Here is a 17382-nt window from a genome sequence, read left to right as displayed (position 1 = left end):
GAGATCCGGCGTTTCATTCGTTAATGACGCACGGAAGATGGCTAGTTTCAACGCACATGACGGCAGATGCGATTCAGATCATTCGCAATTGTTTTCACCGTGAAGCCAAACCAAGCCAGTGCTCAGCGAATTGCACTAGGTTAGGAGTATGGCGTTGGCAGAAAAATATCGATTACCACTCACCTCATTGAGCTTCGCACGATCCGTGTATGAGCGTCCGGTGACCGAGCATGACCAGCCTGACCTGCTACCACAGGTCATGGCCGACCCGCAGAGTCGAGTGATGCTGCTTTCCGAGCTTGGTGCTGCGCTAAACGGCGAATCGTTGTTTTTGATCCCAGGCCCGGACTATCAGGCGTCCGGGCAGGAAAAATTCGTCTACCTTGGCCGTGACAAGCAGCACTTATTTGTTTTAGCTATTGTCGACTCCTCGGTGCTTGATGAACGGACCGAGTCATCATGGACCACGCTGCGAGACGCATTTAATGTTCTCGATGCGGCTCAGGCCGAGTTGTTTGTTGAGGCCCAGGCAATAGCCAACTGGAGACGCAACGAAGTGTTCTGTCCCCGGTGCGGTTCCGAACTTCGGTCCTCTACCTCCGGTTGGGTGCAACGCTGCGTGGACAATGGCCACGAGCTGTTCCCTCGCACCGACCCGGCGGTGATCGCCGCCATCGTCGATTCCGAAGATCGTTTGCTGCTCGGTGCCAACAGCATGTTCAAATCCAAGATGTACTCGGTCCTAGCTGGTTTTGTCGAAGCAGGAGAATCACTTGAGTCTGCGGTGCGTCGAGAGATCTTTGAGGAATCAGGGGTACACGTAGGCGATGTTGCCTACCGTGGGTCCCAGCCATGGCCAATGCCGCGCTCACTCATGCTGGGTTTCACCGGCGAGGCACTGAGCACGCAGCTGGTACCTGACGGTGCCGAGATACTCGACCTTCGCTGGTTCACCCGCGAACAACTCGGCTCCGAATTGAGCGCCGGCACCCTGCAAATTCCGCGCGGTATTTCCATCGCACACGCACTGATCCGTAACTGGTACGGAGAAGCCCTCCCGGAGGCCCCAAGCAAGTGACCGAGCAAGAAAATATAACGGCCCCCGATCTTTTGGCAGGGCTTGACGCCGAACAGCGGCTCGCGGCCGAGACCCTGAGCGGCCCAATATGCATCCTTGCCGGTGCCGGGACCGGCAAAACCCGCGCCATCACACACCGCATAGCGCACGGTGTGCATACCGGGGTCTACAACCCGACCAGCGTGCTGGCCCTGACCTTCACGACCCGTGCCGCATCCGAGATGCGCACACGGCTTCGCTTGCTGGGGGCGCCGGGCGTCCAGACCCGGACATTCCACGCCGCTGCGCTTCGGCAGCTGCAGTACTTCTGGCCGCAGTCGGTCGGTGGGACGTTGCCAAACTTGGTGGAGCACAAGGCGCCGCTCATCGCTGAATCCGCGCGCCGACTTCGAATTTCTAGCGACCGCGCCATGGTGCGCGACCTTGCCTCCGAAATCGAATGGGCCAAGGTATCGATGCATTCTCCCGAAAGCTACGCCAAGGTCGCTGCCAGCAGAGATCTGCCCAACGGCTTGGAACCGGTGAGCATGGCACGCATCTTCCAAACCTATGAGGAACTCAAAGACGACCGTAGCGTGATCGACTTTGAAGATGTTTTGCTGCTTACCAGCGCAATTCTTGAAGAAGACGAGAAAGTCGCTGCCAACGTCAGGTCCCAGTATCGACATTTCGTGGTGGATGAGTACCAGGATGTTTCGCCGCTGCAACAGCGGCTGCTCGACCTGTGGCTCGGTGGGCGCGACGAACTGTGTGTGGTGGGCGATGCCTCCCAGACGATCTATTCGTTCACCGGTGCCCGACCTGATTACCTGTTGAACTTCGGCACCCGATTCCCCGAAGCAACCGTCGTCAAGCTCGTGCGTGACTACCGTTCGACACCCGAGGTGGTGAATCTGGCGAATAAGGTGTTGTCCATGCGCCGGATAGAAACTTCGATGCCTGATCCGACCGTCATTTGGCCAGAACCCTTGGAACTCATTGCCCAGCGCGAGCATGGACCCAGTCCTGAATTTTTCGAGGCTGCCGACGATGAACAGGAAGCGGATGAGGTTGCACAACGCATCAAGGCGCTAGTCAAAGACGGGCAAGACGTCTCTGAAATCTCGGTGCTATACCGCACCAACGGTCAGTCTCAAGCCTTTGAACAAGCGCTCACGGCGCACGGAATTTCCTACGTCATGCGTGGCGCCGAGCGGTTTTTCTCGAGGCGTGAAGTCAAAGAGGGAATGCTTGCACTCCGCGCCGCATTAAATGTTGCAGGAGACTTGTCGGTGCCTCAGCTGGTGCGCGATGTGCTCTCCTCGCACGGGTATGCTCCGGAAGCTCCCACCGGCAGCACCGGTGCGGTACGCCAACGGTGGGAATCGTTATCCGCCCTCGTGCGACTGGCCGACGACCTGGTTGCCGGCAAAGGCGACCAGGGGCACGAAGTGACCTTGCGCGATGTGGTCCGCGAACTTGAAGAACGCGCCGCGACTCAACATGCGCCGACCTTGGACGGCGTCACGCTCGCGTCCTTCCACGCGGCGAAGGGCCTTGAATGGGACGTTGTTTTCTTGGCAGGCCTCAGCGAGGGACTCGTACCGATCACCTATGCGAAGGACCAGGCTGGCTACGATGAAGAACGTAGGCTGCTCTACGTAGGAATTACTCGTGCGCGCATACGGCTCTACCTGTCGTGGTCCTTAGCCCGGACCCCGGGTGGCCGGGCGCATCGATATCCGTCGAGATTCCTGGACGGGATTAAATCTGTGCGGCAGGCCAGCAGCCGGCAGCAAGCACCGGTTCGCCGCAAGCAGCAGAAACTCACGCCATCTGTTTGCGCCGGTTGCGGATCATTTTTGACCACTGCGAAGGAACGGAAACTCAAACGATGTTCCTCTTGCCCCGCCGCGTACGACGAAGCGCTCTTTGAGCAGCTGCGTAGCTGGCGAGCCTCGGTGGCCCAGAGCAATTCGATTCCCGCATTTGTGATTTTCACCGATGCGACGCTCATGGCAATCTCGGAGCATCGACCGAATTCGGTCCAAGGGCTGGGCAAAATCTCAGGAGTGGGGCGCAGCAAACTTGAACGCTACGGTGAAGCGGTACTGGCGGTTTTGGCCGAATACCAAGGCTAGTTATCGACAGCTCGCAGGGAATGAAAAATCGGTTCACCTACGTGGACCTATGGTGAGCTCATAAGCGACAAACCATCGCAAACCTGTGAAGGATAGAAGTGGAGGCACCCGATGCCGGCATACCCTCAGACCGTTGATTTTATCGCCGCGGATGACATCCCGGTCCGTATCGTACGTTCGAGCAAACGAAAGAAGACCATCTCCTCGCAATGGCGCGAGGACCGGTTGGTCGTTCAGGTGCCCGCGGCGCTGAATGAAAGCACGGAGCGCGCATTCGTGGACGAAATGCTCAAGAAATACCGCCAGCGTAAGAGCCGACAATCGGCGGCCGTCACCGAGGACTCGTTGATGGAACGGGCCACATATTTGGACCTAAGGTATCTTGATGGGCTGGCTAATCCGGTATCGGTGCGTTGGGTCAATAATCAAAATAAACGGTGGGGCTCTGCCACCCCAATCCAGCGGACCATCCGACTTTCCGCCAAACTGAAGTATGCCCCGAATTGGGTGCAAGACTATGTTTTGGTCCATGAGCTAGTCCATTTGGCAACGCCGGGCCAAGGGCACGGAAAAAGGTTCCAGGATCTGCTGGACCGGTTCGAAAGAAGAGCCGAAGCGGACCAGTATCTCGCCGGATTCAGCGCAGGTTTCCGCGCACATGCCAAAGAAAACGGACAGACCGATACCGAAACTGGCGGGTTTGACGATCTCGACGACGAGTGACCTGCGATTTTGAGGTCCGCTCCAACGAAAAGTAGGGGGTCCAAGCAGCTTGAGCTGCTTGGACCCCTTACTTACATCAGAGCTCTTAGTTAGTTCTTCGGATCGTCTGGATTAGAATCCTCAGGGTTTTCGACTTCAGGTTCCGGCTTATCGAATCCGCCATCGAGTAGCTTGCCTAGCGCGGCGTCAAACTCGTCATATTCAGATGCAGCCGACTCTCGGCGCTTGGTAAAGCCCGCCGGCTCGCTGAGATCTTCGGCCGTAGGCATCAAATCGGGGTGGTCCCAAATAGCATCTCGGCCTTCGGTACCACGTTCCTCATGGAGGTGTTCCCAGAGGGCGGCAGCCTCACGAAGCTTGCGCGGACGCAGTTCCAAGCCGACCAGCGAAGCAAATGCTGATTCAGCAGGACCACCAGAGGCACGGCGACGGCGCATGGTTTCTCGAAGGTGAGCCGCGAATGGCAAGTTGGCGGCCGCGAGCGACACAACGTGGTCGACCCAACCTTCGATCAGTGCCAGCGTCAGTTCGAGATTTTCAAGTGCCTTTTCCTGCTGGCCTGTGCGCTCTGGCGTAAACAGCCCTTCGCCGAGCAGTTCCTGCAGGTTCTCCGGATTTGACGGATCGATGCCGCGAACTGCTTCTTCGACACGTGACATATCGATATGAATGCCACGTGAGTAAGACTCGACCGCTCCGATGAGTTTCGAAGAAAGCCATGGAACCCGATTGAATAGTCGCGCATGAGCGTGCTCGCGCAGAATCACGTAGAGCAGCACTTCCTGCTCAGGGATTTCCAACCCCTCGCCAAAGTTGGCGACGTTGGCGGCGACCAGGCCGGGTGTCGTTCCTGCCAGGGGCAACCCGATATCGGTGCCTCCAAGCACATCCTTGGCTAAGCCGCCTAGGGCAGTTCCCAGCTGCATTCCAAACATGCTGGAACCAAGATTTCGGAACATCGCATCGGAGTTGCCGAGCATGCCCTTCATCTCTTCTGGGATTTGGTCCTTCATTGCGCTGGTGATTGCACGGGTCACGGATTCGGCCACCGGTTCGGTGACCTTCTTCCAAACACCCAAAGTTTTGTCGTACCAGCGTTTGCGAGTCCAGACTTCGGTAGCTTCGCCCTTGGACTCAAAAGCCGTGGCGTTATTGAGCCACAGATCGGCCAGATAGGAAGCGTCGACAATGGCGCTTTTGCGCGAGTCAGAAACTTCGGGGTCTTCACCGGCATAGGACTGAAGCGCGGTATCCGAAGCAAGCTTCCAATTCACCGGCCCTTCAGAGGCATTGTTCTGCATCATTGCCGACATCATTGCTTGTGCCTGCTGCATCATTTGCTGCATAGCGGCGGGATCCTGTGAACCCATCGCTTCGCGAAGCTGAGGCGGGAGATCGTTTGGGTCGAAACTGCCACCGAAGAGCTGTGAGAACATCGCTGACATTGGATCCTGCGGATTGTTTTCGTCGTCGTCACCGTCGGGTCGGTTATTCGGAGGGTTCTGTGCCATGTCATTAAAAGTACCCCCTACGCCTGAGAGTTCACATCGATGCAAGCCTGAGTTCGCTTTCGGCACATCGAATACTCCTTATAGCTGATGAAGTTCTGCATGGGCTTTCAGTAGGCTAGAGGGGGTGGCGTTTGTGAAAGCGCCCCTGAAATATTTTTGAGCGGCGGGAGCAAGGTCAGTGCACGAACAGGAACCATCATCCACGAAGGGCGCGAGCCCGAATTTGGGTACGCAAGTTCCTGGTTCCAAGCCCGTGAAAACCACGATCGCAGGGACACTAGCCCTGCTGTTGGTTGGTCTGATCCTCTTCTTACCCACCAACTTTGTCGTGCGCACACCTGGACCAGTGCTGAACACGCTGGGGGAGTACGAGGGCAAGGAGCTCATCACCATCGACGGTGCCAAGAGCTTTCAGTCCAACAGCATTTTGGACATGACGACCATTTACGTTCAAGGCGGTGGGCAGAATCGGGTGTCAACCCCGGTGATTCTCGAAGCGCTATTTAATCCGAACAAAGATATCGTCCCGGAAGAGACCATGATTCCGCGTGGAGTTACTAGCGAAGAACGTGGCGCGGCCAACGATTCGATGATGGTTTCTTCACAAGAATTGTCGATTGCAGCAGCCATGAATGAGCTGGGGCACGAATATTCCACTTGGTTGGAAGTCGCGGATTTCTCCACGGATACCAATAGGGATTCATTAAAGCCAGGAGATAGGTTGCTGGGGTTCGAAGGGAAACCAGTATCCAACTTGGAAGACTTGAAGGCAGACCTCAATGAGCGTGGAGATCAGCCAAGCACGATGACGGTTCGCAGGGCCTCCGGTGAGGGTGAGCCGAAGGAGACTGAGGTCAGCGTCACCACGTCAGCCAATGCAGAAGGCTCTCGCCAGCTTGGGGTCTACTTGAGCACCGCCTTTGATTTTCCCATCGACGTGAAATTTGGCGTGGAAGAGGTCGGAGGCCCGAGCGCCGGCATGATGTTCGCCTTGGCGATCATTGATCGGTTGACCGAAGGATCGCTGGCCGGAGAGAATCACATCGCCGGGACCGGAGAGATTACCGCCGAGGGCAAAGTCGGGCCTATCGGAGGGATTGCCCAGAAGATGGTCGCCGCGAAGGCAGATGGTGCGACGGTCTTCCTAGCGCCGTCAGAGAACTGCTCGGATGTACAAGGACGAGTGCCGAACGGGCTGCATGTCGTCAAGGTGGGCACGCTGCATGAAGCACGGCAGGCGCTGACAAAAATTGAGCAAGGAGCCGACCCCACCACGTTGGAATCCTGCTCATAGATCCACTCGACACCGTTCATACAACTTGGTGTCTGAAGCTTAGTAAGTACAGTGATAGATATACGAGTTCTGGCGCTAGCAAAGGCGTGCGGGACATTTAGGTAAGGAATGAATAGTGTCATACGGATCGGATAGTCCGTTCGGGGGTCCACCGAGACCCCAAGGGCCGCAACAACCTTCTAAGCCCGCAAATAAAAAGGCGTCTCCACTGACGCTGACGGTATTTGCGGTGGTCATCTTGGTGGCCGTGTTTGTCTTCCTCTCGAACTTCTACGCAGATATCCTCTGGTTCAATCAGCTGGGATTCTCGGAAGTCTATTGGACCGAGCGCATCGCCAAACTCATCATCTTCTTCATCGCGTTGGTCTTGATGGCCGTGCCGATGTGGTTCTCTATGCGCAGCGCGTACAAGCATCGCCCTGTCTACGCACCGGAGACGAGTCGTCCAGACTCCATGTCCCGCTACCAAGCGCAGCTCGAACCGGTTCGCCGTTTCCTCATGATCGGCATTCCTGCAGTGGTGGGTTTGTTCTCAGCCATCGCGGTAGCCGGACAATGGCAGACCATTATGTTGTTCCTCAACCGGGTTCCATTCGGATCCACCGATCCGCAGTTCAATATGGACCTGGGATTCTTTATCTTCACCCTGCCATTCATCGGATTGATCACCGGATTCTTGATTTCTGTAGTTCTGCTCGGCGGAGTTGCAGGATTGCTAACGCATTATCTCTACGGTGGCATTCGCGTTGAAGAACGTGGCGGCATCACGGTGGGCAAGGCTGCCCGCGTGCATACCGCAGTGGTCGTGGCAGTGTTCTTGCTACTCCAGGCTGTCAATTTCTGGATCTCTCAGTACGAGACGCTTAACAATCAGTCCGGGCGCGTAGCCGGTGCACTGTACAAAGACGTTCACGCGGTTATCCCTGCACGGATGATTCTGGCAATTGTCGCAATTCTGATCGCAGTTACCTTCGTGATTGCGGCGTTCAACGGTCGCTGGCGCTTGCCACTGATTGGTACCGCAATGCTCGTGGTGACGATGATTGTCGCCGGCGGCGTTTACCCATTCCTGATACAGCAGTACCAAGTGGTTCCTTCGCAGCGTACGTTGGAACGCGAATATATTGATCGAAATATCCAGATGACGCGTGAGGCCTTTGGCTTGGACGATGTCGAAGTCACTCCGTACGACGCCAAGGTCAGCACCGAGAAGAACGCGTTGGCTAAGGAAACGGAAACAACGGCGAATATTCGCTTGTTGGACCCTAACTTGGTTTCTGCCGCATTTGCGCAGCTGCAACAGTTCCGTGGGTACTACACCTTCCCTGAAACTTTGAATGTTGACCGCTACGAAATTGACGGAAAAGTCGAAGATACGGTTATCGCCGCACGTGAAGTCAACGTCAACCCCAATGACACCTGGGTGAACCAGCACATTACCTACACCCACGGTTACGGGCTGGTTGCTGCTTACGGTAACCGCGTAGCTGCCGGTGGCCGCCCCGACTTTATGCTCGGAGGCATTCCGTCCACCGGTGATTTGATCACCGAAGAGGATTACGAGCCGCGCATTTACTTCGGTGAGAGCTCACCTGAGTATTCGGTAGTTGGCGGCCCGGAAGGCTGGACCGATCAGGAGCTTGACCGTCCAAGCGCTGGTGGCGAGGGTGAAGACACCCGCTACACTTTCCAGGGAGAGGGCGGCCCTAACGTAGGCAACCTGTTCAACCGTGTTGTGTTCGCGTTGAAGTTCGCTTCTACGGACCTGTTGCTCTCCAACGCGGTCAACGATGAATCACAGATTCTGTACGACCGTAACCCGCGCGATCGCGTGAGCAAGGTTGCCCCGTACCTGACGCTCGATTCGAGTGCCTACCCGGCAATTATCGATGGACGAGTCAAATGGATCGTCGATGGTTACACCACCTCAAATGATTTCCCCTATGCACAGCAACAGCAGATCGAATCGGCTGTTTCCGACTCGCTGACTAACGCTTCAGATTTCGATCGGTTATCGGGTCGCGTGAACTATATGCGTAACTCGGTCAAGGCTACCGTTGACGCCTATGACGGCAAGGTTGATCTGTACGCGTGGGATACCGAAGATCCAATCTTGCAGGCTTGGCAAAAGGTCTTCCCTACTGCCGTCCAGCCGTTGGATAACATTTCCGGGGATCTGATGGAGCACGTGCGTTACCCGGAAGATATGTTCAAGGTTCAGCGCGAAGTCCTCACGACTTACCACGTTGATGATCCCGACGCGTTCTACGAGTCCAATGACGCGTGGGCGGTGCCAGATGATCCGACCTCTTCAACTCAGGGTGTGAAGCAGCCTCCGTACTTCCTGTCGTTGAAGATGCCAACTCAAGATGCGGCATCATTCTCGCTGACTTCCACCTTCATTCCACAGGCAGCAGCCAACGGGCAGCAGCGTAACGTGTTGTTCGGCTTCCTATCTGCGAACGCAGACGCGGGCAGTGAAGATGGCGTGAAGGCTGACGAGTACGGCAAGCTTCGCTTGTTGGAGCTGCCTCGCGATACGGCAGTACCTGGCCCAGGCCAGGCGCAGCAGAACTTCGATACCAATCCGCGTGTGACCACAGAGCTGAACCTGTTGCGCCAGGGCGCGTCCGAGGTGAAGAGCGGTAACCTGCTCTCGCTGCCAGTGGGTGGCGGCATCCTCTACGTTCAGCCGGTATATGTTCAGTCCTCGGGCCAGACCAGTTATCCAACCTTGCGTAAGGTGCTAGTTGCCTTCGGCGACCAGGTTGGCTTCGCGGATACGCTCTCAGAAGCTCTCGACGAGGTCTTTGGCGGCGATTCGGGTGCCGTCACCGGTGAGAACGGCGATGGTGCGACACCGGAAGAACAGCCGGGGGAGAGCGAACAGCCTTCGCAGTCTGAAACCCAGAAGCTAACGGATGCTCTGGATGCTGCCAATGCAGCGATCCAGAAGTCTGATGACGCTTTGAAGGCTGGCGACTTCGCAGCCTACGGCGAAGCGCAGAAGGAACTTCAGGATGCGCTGAGCCGTGCATTGGAAGCTGACGCTGCCATCAACGGCGAAGCTGCCCCGGAAGGTGAAGTCCAGACTAGCTCCGAAGCCCCGGAAGCTCCGAGCGAGTCCGCTGAGCCTAACGACGCCAATAACGGATAGCTATCTCCGTAGGCTGAGCCCCGATTTGCATTTCGCTCCGCGATGATGAAGAATAGTCTAGTCATCGCGGGGTGGAGCAGTTCGGTAGCTCGCCGGGCTCATAACCCGGAGGTCATAGGTTCAAATCCTATCCCCGCCACTTATGGGACAAGTCGAGAATGATTCGGCGATGACCAAGCGAAATCCCCCAGTCTGCGGACTGGGGGATTTTGCTTTTCAGCGGCTTAAATAAGGATCGTCTTGTAAACGCTTCGTACGCGCCCGAATGATGAATTTGAGTAGCCGGGCGCCCAGCGAGGCTAAGCGGGGTTCGGCGCCATGCTCACTGCCGCACAGCGGTGCGGTGACGCAGTATGCACGCGACTAAGGTAGCACCTCTGATAGGCCGCACTGGCCCTTGGCGGTTCGTGGCCACATCGATTCGGTTCATTGGTTGAAGTTGAGCCCTAGGGCAGGTAGGAATCCAGATGCTAGCTGTGCCACGCTATAGGCCTTCGACTTCAACGGATTGACTCTCCGAAGCGACCAGTCGGCAACAACGTTTTCCGTAATGTGCCTATTGCACGACCAAATGCGGTTCGGACGATCAGCGGTAACTACGAGCAAGAAGCAGAAGCTTTTAGTGCAACCTCCCGGACGTAGATTCGCCTTGTGACTAAGGACATGTCAGCTCAATTAGGCATGAGGTTTATGAGTTGGTAATGTTGTATTTACCGACGCGGGGTGGAGCAGTTCGGTAGCTCGCCGGGCTCATAACCCGGAGGTCATAGGTTCAAATCCTATCCCCGCCACAGAGAAAAAGTGGAGATCCGAATGGATCTCCACTTTTGCTTTAAGCCATGAGCTGGTGATCCGGCATCGTTACCGGGGAGTAATTCCTCCAAGCCAGGGGGCCATAACGCGCCGACCAGCGTTCACGACTTCGAAACGGGCATGAGCCGGACTTCGAAAGCAAGCTGCGTGAGGTCCAGAAACCCCGAACTCGCCTGACTGTGGGTAGATTCTTCGCTCCTACGGATAGTTCTATGCCGACATGCTTTTGCCCGAGGGCGCATGTGGTGGCCGGGGCCCTCGGCTTCGCCGGCGAGCCTCAAGTCTTATTCGACTAGCTTAGGATTCGGAGAAAACTACACGCTATTTGCCGGCTAAGGGCTCACCTGCCGGCGCGATGCGATGAACTGAGGAAAACAATCTCAGTTGGGGGTAGTGGCTGCAGGGTCAATTGATCTGTCCTGCGTTCTGGAATCATAGGACGTTGGGCTGCGCCGGTCTAGCGCTATTTCTTGAAGCCTGAATTTAACGTCAAGAAAAGTGTTGGGCTTGGCTACTCGGATTAGCTCTCATTCAATGAATTCCATTTAGCAGGTGATCCGCCCCAGGAAGTCCGCGTTCAGATCAATTTTTAGGCACCATAATCGATCTCCGATCCATGCATTGAGAACCGTTGATTTTCGCCGCTTAGGCCGACATAGCACCACTGTGATGTACGACATGGCCCCTCGATTCGCCATACGGTTTACTAGTTGGTAATGTTGTATTTACCGACGCGGGGTGGAGCAGTTCGGTAGCTCGCCGGGCTCATAACCCGGAGGTCATAGGTTCAAATCCTATCCCCGCCACAGAGAAAAAGTGGAGATCCGAATGGATCTCCACTTTTGTTTTAACTCATGGAACTGAACGAAAAGAAAGGCGCCGGAACGGAAATATCATTCTGACCCGGCGCCACTATTCATTTCGATGAGCTTAGCTCTCCAAGGCTCCGGTCTGGTTGGCCTTCAGAGCCGCCAGGCGAGCCTCAACCTCAGTCTGTTCACCAAGATCCTCCAAGGACTCAAACTGAGCGTCCAGACTCGACGAGGCGAGTTCGGAAGCACCGATCACCTTTGCCTCTTCACGGCGAATCTTTTCCTCGAACCGGCTGATCTCGCTGGTCGGATCCATGAGGTTCACGGACTTGACGGCTTCGTTGACCTGGTTCTGTGCATGGGCAGCTTTGGAACGAGCGATCAACTCGTCGCGCTTGCTGACAAGTTCAATGCGCTTTTCCTTCATCTGGTTCAAGCCGGTCTTCAGCTTCTCAACGATTTCACGCTGCGAGTTGATGGTCGGGTTGGCGGATTTCATCTCGCTTTCGGACTGCATCTGACGCTGGATCGCTACCTTGGCCAAATTATCAAATTTGGCGGCGTTGGCTGAGTCAGCAGCTGCGCGGAATTCATCAGCCTTATTGGAAGCGGCGAGTGCTTTGGTGCCCCACTCAGTGACCGCCTGTTCGTCCTCGCGGTAGTCATCTTCCAACATTCGCAGGTTGCCAATGGTCTGCGCCACAGCCTGCTCGGCTTCGGCAATGTTGTCGGTGTAGTCGCGGACCATCTGGTCCATCATCTTCTCAGGATCTTCGGCTGAATCTAGGATGGCGTTGATGTTGGCTTTTGCCAGCTGGGCAACGCGTCCGAAAAGTGATTGCTTGGTCATGGTTGGACCTTTCTATACGAAATAGTGCTGCTGAAATTTGCGTACTACTTGGGATAAACCGCGTATCTCTAGAAACTACCGCCGGCTCCGCCTCCGAAGCCTCCACCACCTCCGCCGCCGCCGAACCCGCCGCCGAAGCCTCCGCCACCGCCGCCAAAACCGCCGAAGCCTCCGCCGCCGAAGAATCCGTCGTCACCGCCGTGATTGCCTCCGCCGCGGTTACCGCCGCCGAGTAGCGAGTCAATCAAGATGCCGCCGAGAACGGCTCCGCCGATCCCGTCAAACATACCGCCACGACCACGGTTTCCGCCGCCGAAGCCGCCCAAACCACCATCGCCGCCGAAGCCGTTGACATCCTGCTCAGCCATGCGTGCTGCCTGGTCTGCCAGCTGCACTGCCCGCTGCGCGGCAGCCACCGCTTCGGTGGGGCGCTGTGCCGCTTGGCTTAGTGCCTGATCATGGGAGCGCTGCGCTTCGGCCAGACGAGTACGGGCCGAAGAACGTACGCCGCCACGGCGGGCACGAATGTAGTCTTCCGTTCCCTGAATGCGCGATGCCGCCGTATTCAACAGTGACTGAAGCTGATCGCGCGCCACCCGGTCCTGCTCGGCTCGGTCGCGTAGCGTGCCCAAGGCGGTGGCTAGCGGTTTAGTCGATTCGTCGAGGGCCGAGATCAAGGCCAATGGGTTGTGCTTGCCACCGCGCAATGCCTGCTGGATGTTGCCTAGGGTGCTTTCTACCCCGGCGATGGGACCTGCAAGGTTCGGCTGAGTGCCGTTGGCAACTAGCGCCTTAGCCTGCGCCAGATCCCTGGCGGCCATGGCGACAGCTGACTCCAAATCGGCATCTGCTTGGCGCAGCGAGGCCGCCGATTTGGTGATAGCTTCGAGCAGTACTTCGGCTTGGTCATGAGCTTCTTCAGCATTCTGGATGAGAAGTGCCGCGCCGGAGCGATCCGTATCGAGCTTCTCGCGCGCTTGCTTCAGCACTGAGGCTGCGAACGTTAGTCGTTCCGAAGCTTGCTCGGCGTTATCGGTAATCTGCGAGACGGCGCTGTCATCGTATTTCGAAGTCAGTCCCTCAAGCTCGGACACCCGTTGGGAAAGCCGCTGGGCTAGCGGTTCCTTTTCCGCAGCAACCTCATTGATTCGGGACTCTGCGTTCTGTTCCAACTGGCGAAGATTTTTGAATTCGGCGGCGTGCTCTTGCAACGTGTCATTGACTTGTCCGCACCGATTGATAATTTCACCGAGCCATGAACGTTGCTCTTCTTCGGTGTCGGGGATGTGATCATCGAGCTGTTGCTGCAGTCGGAAGGACTCAACCAGATGGGTCTTGGCCTCGATGAGGTCCGTAGAAAAGACCTTGATGGCATCTGGGCCGTACTGAGCTTCAGCGAAACCGAGTTCTTGCTCAGAAGATCGTATGGAATCGTCTGCCGCGACCAGCAACTGGTCAGCCTGCAAACGTAGCTTATCCAGCGACTCAAGCTGCTGGGGCTGATGACCGTTGAGATTGCCGTGGTTCTGCGGTAGCTGGTTGGTCTTCGTCTTGCTGCGCCGCGATAGCATCACGTAGGCGCCCACTGCCACGCCGCCAACAAGCAACAGAACCCAGAAGATGCCGCCACCGGAGCCGGACGAGCCGCTAGCGCTGCCCCCCTCGGATACATTTGCGATGCCCTCAATAGCGCCTTCAGCGGCTCCTGCCCAATCTAGTTGGCCGAGAGCCGGAGAGATATGTTCTGAGTAGATCTCTTGAGCCGAGGCATTCAGCGGCCCATTTTGATCGCCGGCAAACCGCGCTTGCTGCTGATCTGTGGCTACGACCAAAATCGCATCCGAGCTGCCCATATTTTTCGTACTCGCAACTTCTTGCATCCATTGGCTAGGATCCGAGGGATTGGTGAATTCATCGACGTAGACAACAAAGAGACTGATTCCAGTCTCGTCCCGAAGTTCTTTAATATCGTTTTCGAGATTGCTTTCATCGCCACCGAGCACCTGCGCGTTGTCGACAACGAAGTCGCCAGGTGGAATGGTGACAGGGGGCTCTGCAAATGCTGGTGCCGACGCTCCCAGCGATAATGCCGCCACCGTTAATGCTGCAGCAGTGACTCGCCGCGCTTTGGAAATCATTGTCGTCCTCACCTGAATTACCGAATCGAACTAGTAATTTGACCACTCGTCCGACCACGTTTACCTGCGACTACTTTCACAGCTCAATTTGATTCTATTTGCACGGCAACACAGCGTCCATGCTATTCCGCTGCCAGAATAGTTAACTCACAGCTTGCGCAAAGTCATCCCTCGCAACTGCCACAGTTCGACCCTGAATAATAAGACTCAAGAGATCCGATATTCGAAAGAGGCATGAAGATGAGCCAGACACCGGATGAACCACGAAATAAAAATATGGGCGAACCCGAACAGCCGAAGGATATCGCCCAGACTCCGGAGCATGCGGAGGAACCTCGCGTGAATCTCCCGGAGCCGCAGTCGTCGTCGGATGCCGGCGAGACACGTAGCTATAACCAGGTAAGCCCCGCGTCCAGCCCGGAAGAGCAGCAGACCGACGTTTATTCACGTGCCCACTACCCCACCGAGCAACAGCCGGCCACCGGGGTCTACGGTCAAGGATCCACCGAGCACGCTTCGCAGTCCGGACCGTCCTATGCCGCCGGAGCATATGGCCATGCTGAACAGCAACATTCAAACTACCCAGTTCCGCCAGAACGTGCACCGAAAAAGAAGTTCGCCGGCAGCACGCTGATCGCGGGCATGGTCGCTGCGGCACTTATCGGTGGTGTGACCGCTGCCGGCACCACATACTTCATGGCCGGCGGGAATGATTTGGGCGGTTCCTCGGTGCAGACCCCACAAAACGGTGTGGTGATCAACAATCCAAAGTCCGTCACAGAGGTTACCGCTGCGGCAGCGAAAGCATCGCCTAGCGTGGTCACCATCGAAGCTTCCGGTAGCGGGTCTAGCGGTTCGGGCTCTGGAATCATTCTGGATACCGAAGGTCATATATTGACCAACACGCACGTGGTCACTTTGGGAGGAGAAACCGGCGACCCAACGCTTACCGTTCGCTTGAGCGATGGCAAGGTGCATCAGGCAACGCTCGTTGGCACCGATCCGCTCTCAGATCTTGCGGTCATTAAGGTTGATGTGCCGAACCTCGTGCCCGCGACCTTGGGGAAATCCTCCGAGCTAAACGTTGGTGACACCGCGGTAGCAATTGGCGCGCCATTGGGCCTGAGCGGAACCGTGACCGATGGAATTGTCTCCACGCTCAACCGCACTATTTCGGTGGCATCCTCCGCAGTGCCGGAACAAAACGCGCAGGATGAGGGTGAGGACGGCGGAAGCCAGTTCAACTTCCAATTCCCAGGCATGCCCGAAGGGCAGGACCAGTCCGGGCAAGGCTCGATCTACATCAACGTGATGCAGACCGACGCAGCGATTAACCATGGAAACTCCGGTGGTGCGCTGGTAAACAACAAGGGCGAAATTATCGGCGTGAACGTCGCCATTGCTTCTGGCGGAGCCGGCGGTGAAGATTCGGGTTCGATTGGCGTCGGGTTCGCGATTCCTGTGGATTACGCTCAGCGTATCGCTCAGGAACTGATCGCCAATGGTAAAGCCACCCACGGTCTGCTGGGCGCAACGGTACAAGCGCAGGGCGCTTCGACTGGATCGAACGCTTCGCAGTTCAGTGTCGGTGCAGCGATCCGGGAGATCTCACCGAATTCGGCGGCCGAGGAAGCCGGCTTGAAATCCGGAGACATCATCACGGGCGTCAACGGACGCGCAATCCAGGATTCCCAGACCTTGACTGCCGCAATTCGAGAGGTGCCAGCTGGCGGCAAAGCCGACATCACCTACACGCGGAACGGTGCCGAAAACAAAGTCTCAGTGACGGTTGGGTCTCTGGAATAGGCCAAATAGATCCAAGAAAAGTGACGTGCCGCAGGAACCTGCGGCACGTCACTATTGGTTTTGGCCCAAAAATCGAGGTACGCCGAGGATCTCGATACGATAGAGAACAACACTTCAGCCCGCGGTCTAAGACCTTTTTTCCAACCGAAAACTATAGGGCCACGAAACGCCTTGCCAATACCCTGCCCTCGGCAGCCACAGAGATTTGACGATGCTAAGCATGATTGATCCGAACAAATTCATTAACTCAGCTACCCAGCGGGTGCTGGCTTTTGCAGCGCACCCCGACGATTTGGATTTCGGCGCAGCCGGAACCGTAGCCGCAATGACCGCCGCGGGGATAGAGGTGCAATACTGCATCATGACCGATGGCGACGCTGGAGGTTTTGACGACCGTGATCCTGCCGAGACGGTTCGCTTGCGCCACGAAGAGCAACGCGTTGCGGCAGCCCGAGTTGGTGTCAGCACCGTGCATTTCATGGGAGAGCGTGACGGCTATCTAGAGCCAAGCCACGACGTCATGCGTCAGGTGGTTCGACTGATCCGCCAGGTGCGCCCGCAAATAGTTATGGCCATGCACACCGAACGAAACTGGGACCGCATTCAGCGCTCACACCCGGACCACCTTGCCTGCGGCGAAGCGGTAACCCGGGCTATCTACCCGGCAGTCGAAAACCCGTTCGCCTACCCGGAGCTGCTCGCGGAAGAAGGACTGGAAGCCTACAAACTACCTTGGCTTTGGTTATATGGAGCCCCCAAGGAACGCGAAAACGGCTTTGTGAACATCACCGAGTTCTTTGCGCAGAAGATGGATGCTTTGCGAGCCCATTTCACCCAGCACCCCGACGTCGGGGCGATGGAGAAATTTGTGCTCGAGCAGTGCCGAGCGAATGGCGTACGCGCGAATATGCCTTCCGATGAGCTGGCGGAAGGCTTCCACCTCGTGGCCGTGAACGCCGATGACACGATCGCAGGATTCTGACTTAATTACGGGTTAAAGTATTTCGGTGCGGTTCCCGCTTTGGGGAACCGCACCGTATACGTCAGATGAATGCTAACTTATCGACAGATAACCCATCG

General features: G+C 56.6%; 10 protein-coding genes and 3 tRNA genes. 10 read left to right on the top strand and 3 right to left on the bottom strand.

Annotated features, from left to right (window positions below; translation table 11 throughout):
- Positions 1-187 precede the first annotated feature (187 nt).
- The 3 genes from nudC to ACT3UA_RS13695 all read left to right on the top strand — a co-directional run bounded on the left by nudC (position 188) and on the right by ACT3UA_RS13695 (position 3921).
- Entirely contained in the window at positions 188-1078 is an 891-nt protein-coding gene (nudC, locus tag ACT3UA_RS13705) for an NAD(+) diphosphatase (protein ID WP_176484113.1), read from the top strand.
- Positions 1075-3198, top strand: coding sequence for an ATP-dependent DNA helicase UvrD2 (locus ACT3UA_RS13700; RefSeq protein ID WP_096284610.1), 2124 nt, complete (start codon positions 1075-1077; stop codon positions 3196-3198). Before nudC ends, ACT3UA_RS13700 begins: the two co-directional genes overlap by 4 nt.
- Before the next feature lie 111 nt (positions 3199-3309).
- Positions 3310-3921, top strand: coding sequence for a M48 metallopeptidase family protein (locus ACT3UA_RS13695; protein WP_096284612.1), 612 nt, complete (start codon positions 3310-3312; stop codon positions 3919-3921).
- Positions 3922-4010: 89 nt separating this feature from the next.
- Here the strand turns inward: ACT3UA_RS13695 and ACT3UA_RS13690 are convergent, their stop codons facing one another.
- Entirely contained in the window at positions 4011-5432 is a 1422-nt protein-coding gene (locus ACT3UA_RS13690) for a zinc-dependent metalloprotease (RefSeq protein WP_096284615.1), read from the bottom strand.
- A gap of 253 nt (positions 5433-5685) precedes the next feature.
- Between ACT3UA_RS13690 and ACT3UA_RS13685 the strand changes: the two genes are divergently transcribed.
- The 5 genes from ACT3UA_RS13685 (at position 5686) to ACT3UA_RS13665 (ending at position 11502) form a co-directional block, all read left to right on the top strand.
- Positions 5686-6726, top strand: a complete 1041-nt coding sequence (locus ACT3UA_RS13685; protein ID WP_096284617.1) for a YlbL family protein — start codon at positions 5686-5688, stop codon at positions 6724-6726.
- 115 nt (positions 6727-6841) lie between these two features.
- On the top strand, positions 6842-9883 hold the full coding sequence (locus ACT3UA_RS13680; protein ID WP_096284619.1) for a UPF0182 family membrane protein: 3042 nt from the start codon (positions 6842-6844) through the stop codon (positions 9881-9883).
- 65 nt (positions 9884-9948) lie between these two features.
- Positions 9949-10022: transfer RNA gene (locus tag ACT3UA_RS13675), tRNA-Met, on the top strand.
- 578 nt (positions 10023-10600) lie between these two features.
- Positions 10601-10674, top strand: a tRNA-Met gene (locus tag ACT3UA_RS13670).
- A gap of 754 nt (positions 10675-11428) precedes the next feature.
- Positions 11429-11502 (top strand) — tRNA-Met (locus tag ACT3UA_RS13665).
- A gap of 124 nt (positions 11503-11626) precedes the next feature.
- Here the strand turns inward: ACT3UA_RS13665 and ACT3UA_RS13660 are convergent.
- Together ACT3UA_RS13660 and ACT3UA_RS13655 are read right to left on the bottom strand one after the other, a co-directional pair.
- A complete protein-coding gene (locus tag ACT3UA_RS13660; RefSeq protein ID WP_096284621.1) occupies positions 11627-12358 on the bottom strand; it encodes a PspA/IM30 family protein in 732 nt (243 codons plus the stop codon).
- Between the two features lie 68 nt (positions 12359-12426).
- Positions 12427-14496: a TPM domain-containing protein gene (locus ACT3UA_RS13655; protein WP_096284624.1), complete on the bottom strand. Its 2070-nt coding sequence runs from the start codon at positions 14494-14496 to the stop codon at positions 12427-12429.
- A 240-nt stretch (positions 14497-14736) separates the two neighbouring features.
- Here ACT3UA_RS13655 and ACT3UA_RS13650 point away from each other — a divergent pair, with 240 nt between their 5' ends.
- Positions 14737-16302 (top strand): trypsin-like peptidase domain-containing protein, encoded by a 1566-nt coding sequence (locus ACT3UA_RS13650; RefSeq protein ID WP_255248376.1) that lies wholly within the window; start codon positions 14737-14739, stop codon positions 16300-16302.
- Positions 16303-16522: 220 nt separating this feature from the next.
- On the top strand, positions 16523-17284 hold the full coding sequence (locus ACT3UA_RS13645) for a PIG-L deacetylase family protein (protein WP_096284628.1): 762 nt from the start codon (positions 16523-16525) through the stop codon (positions 17282-17284).
- The last annotated feature ends 98 nt before the right edge of the window (positions 17285-17382 follow it).

It is taken from the genome of Glutamicibacter sp. 363 (genome assembly GCF_052379505.1).
Lineage (GTDB): Bacteria > Actinomycetota > Actinomycetes > Actinomycetales > Micrococcaceae > Glutamicibacter.
Note: the sequence above shows the minus strand (reverse complement) of the source record. Positions and strands in the feature narration are given on the sequence as shown.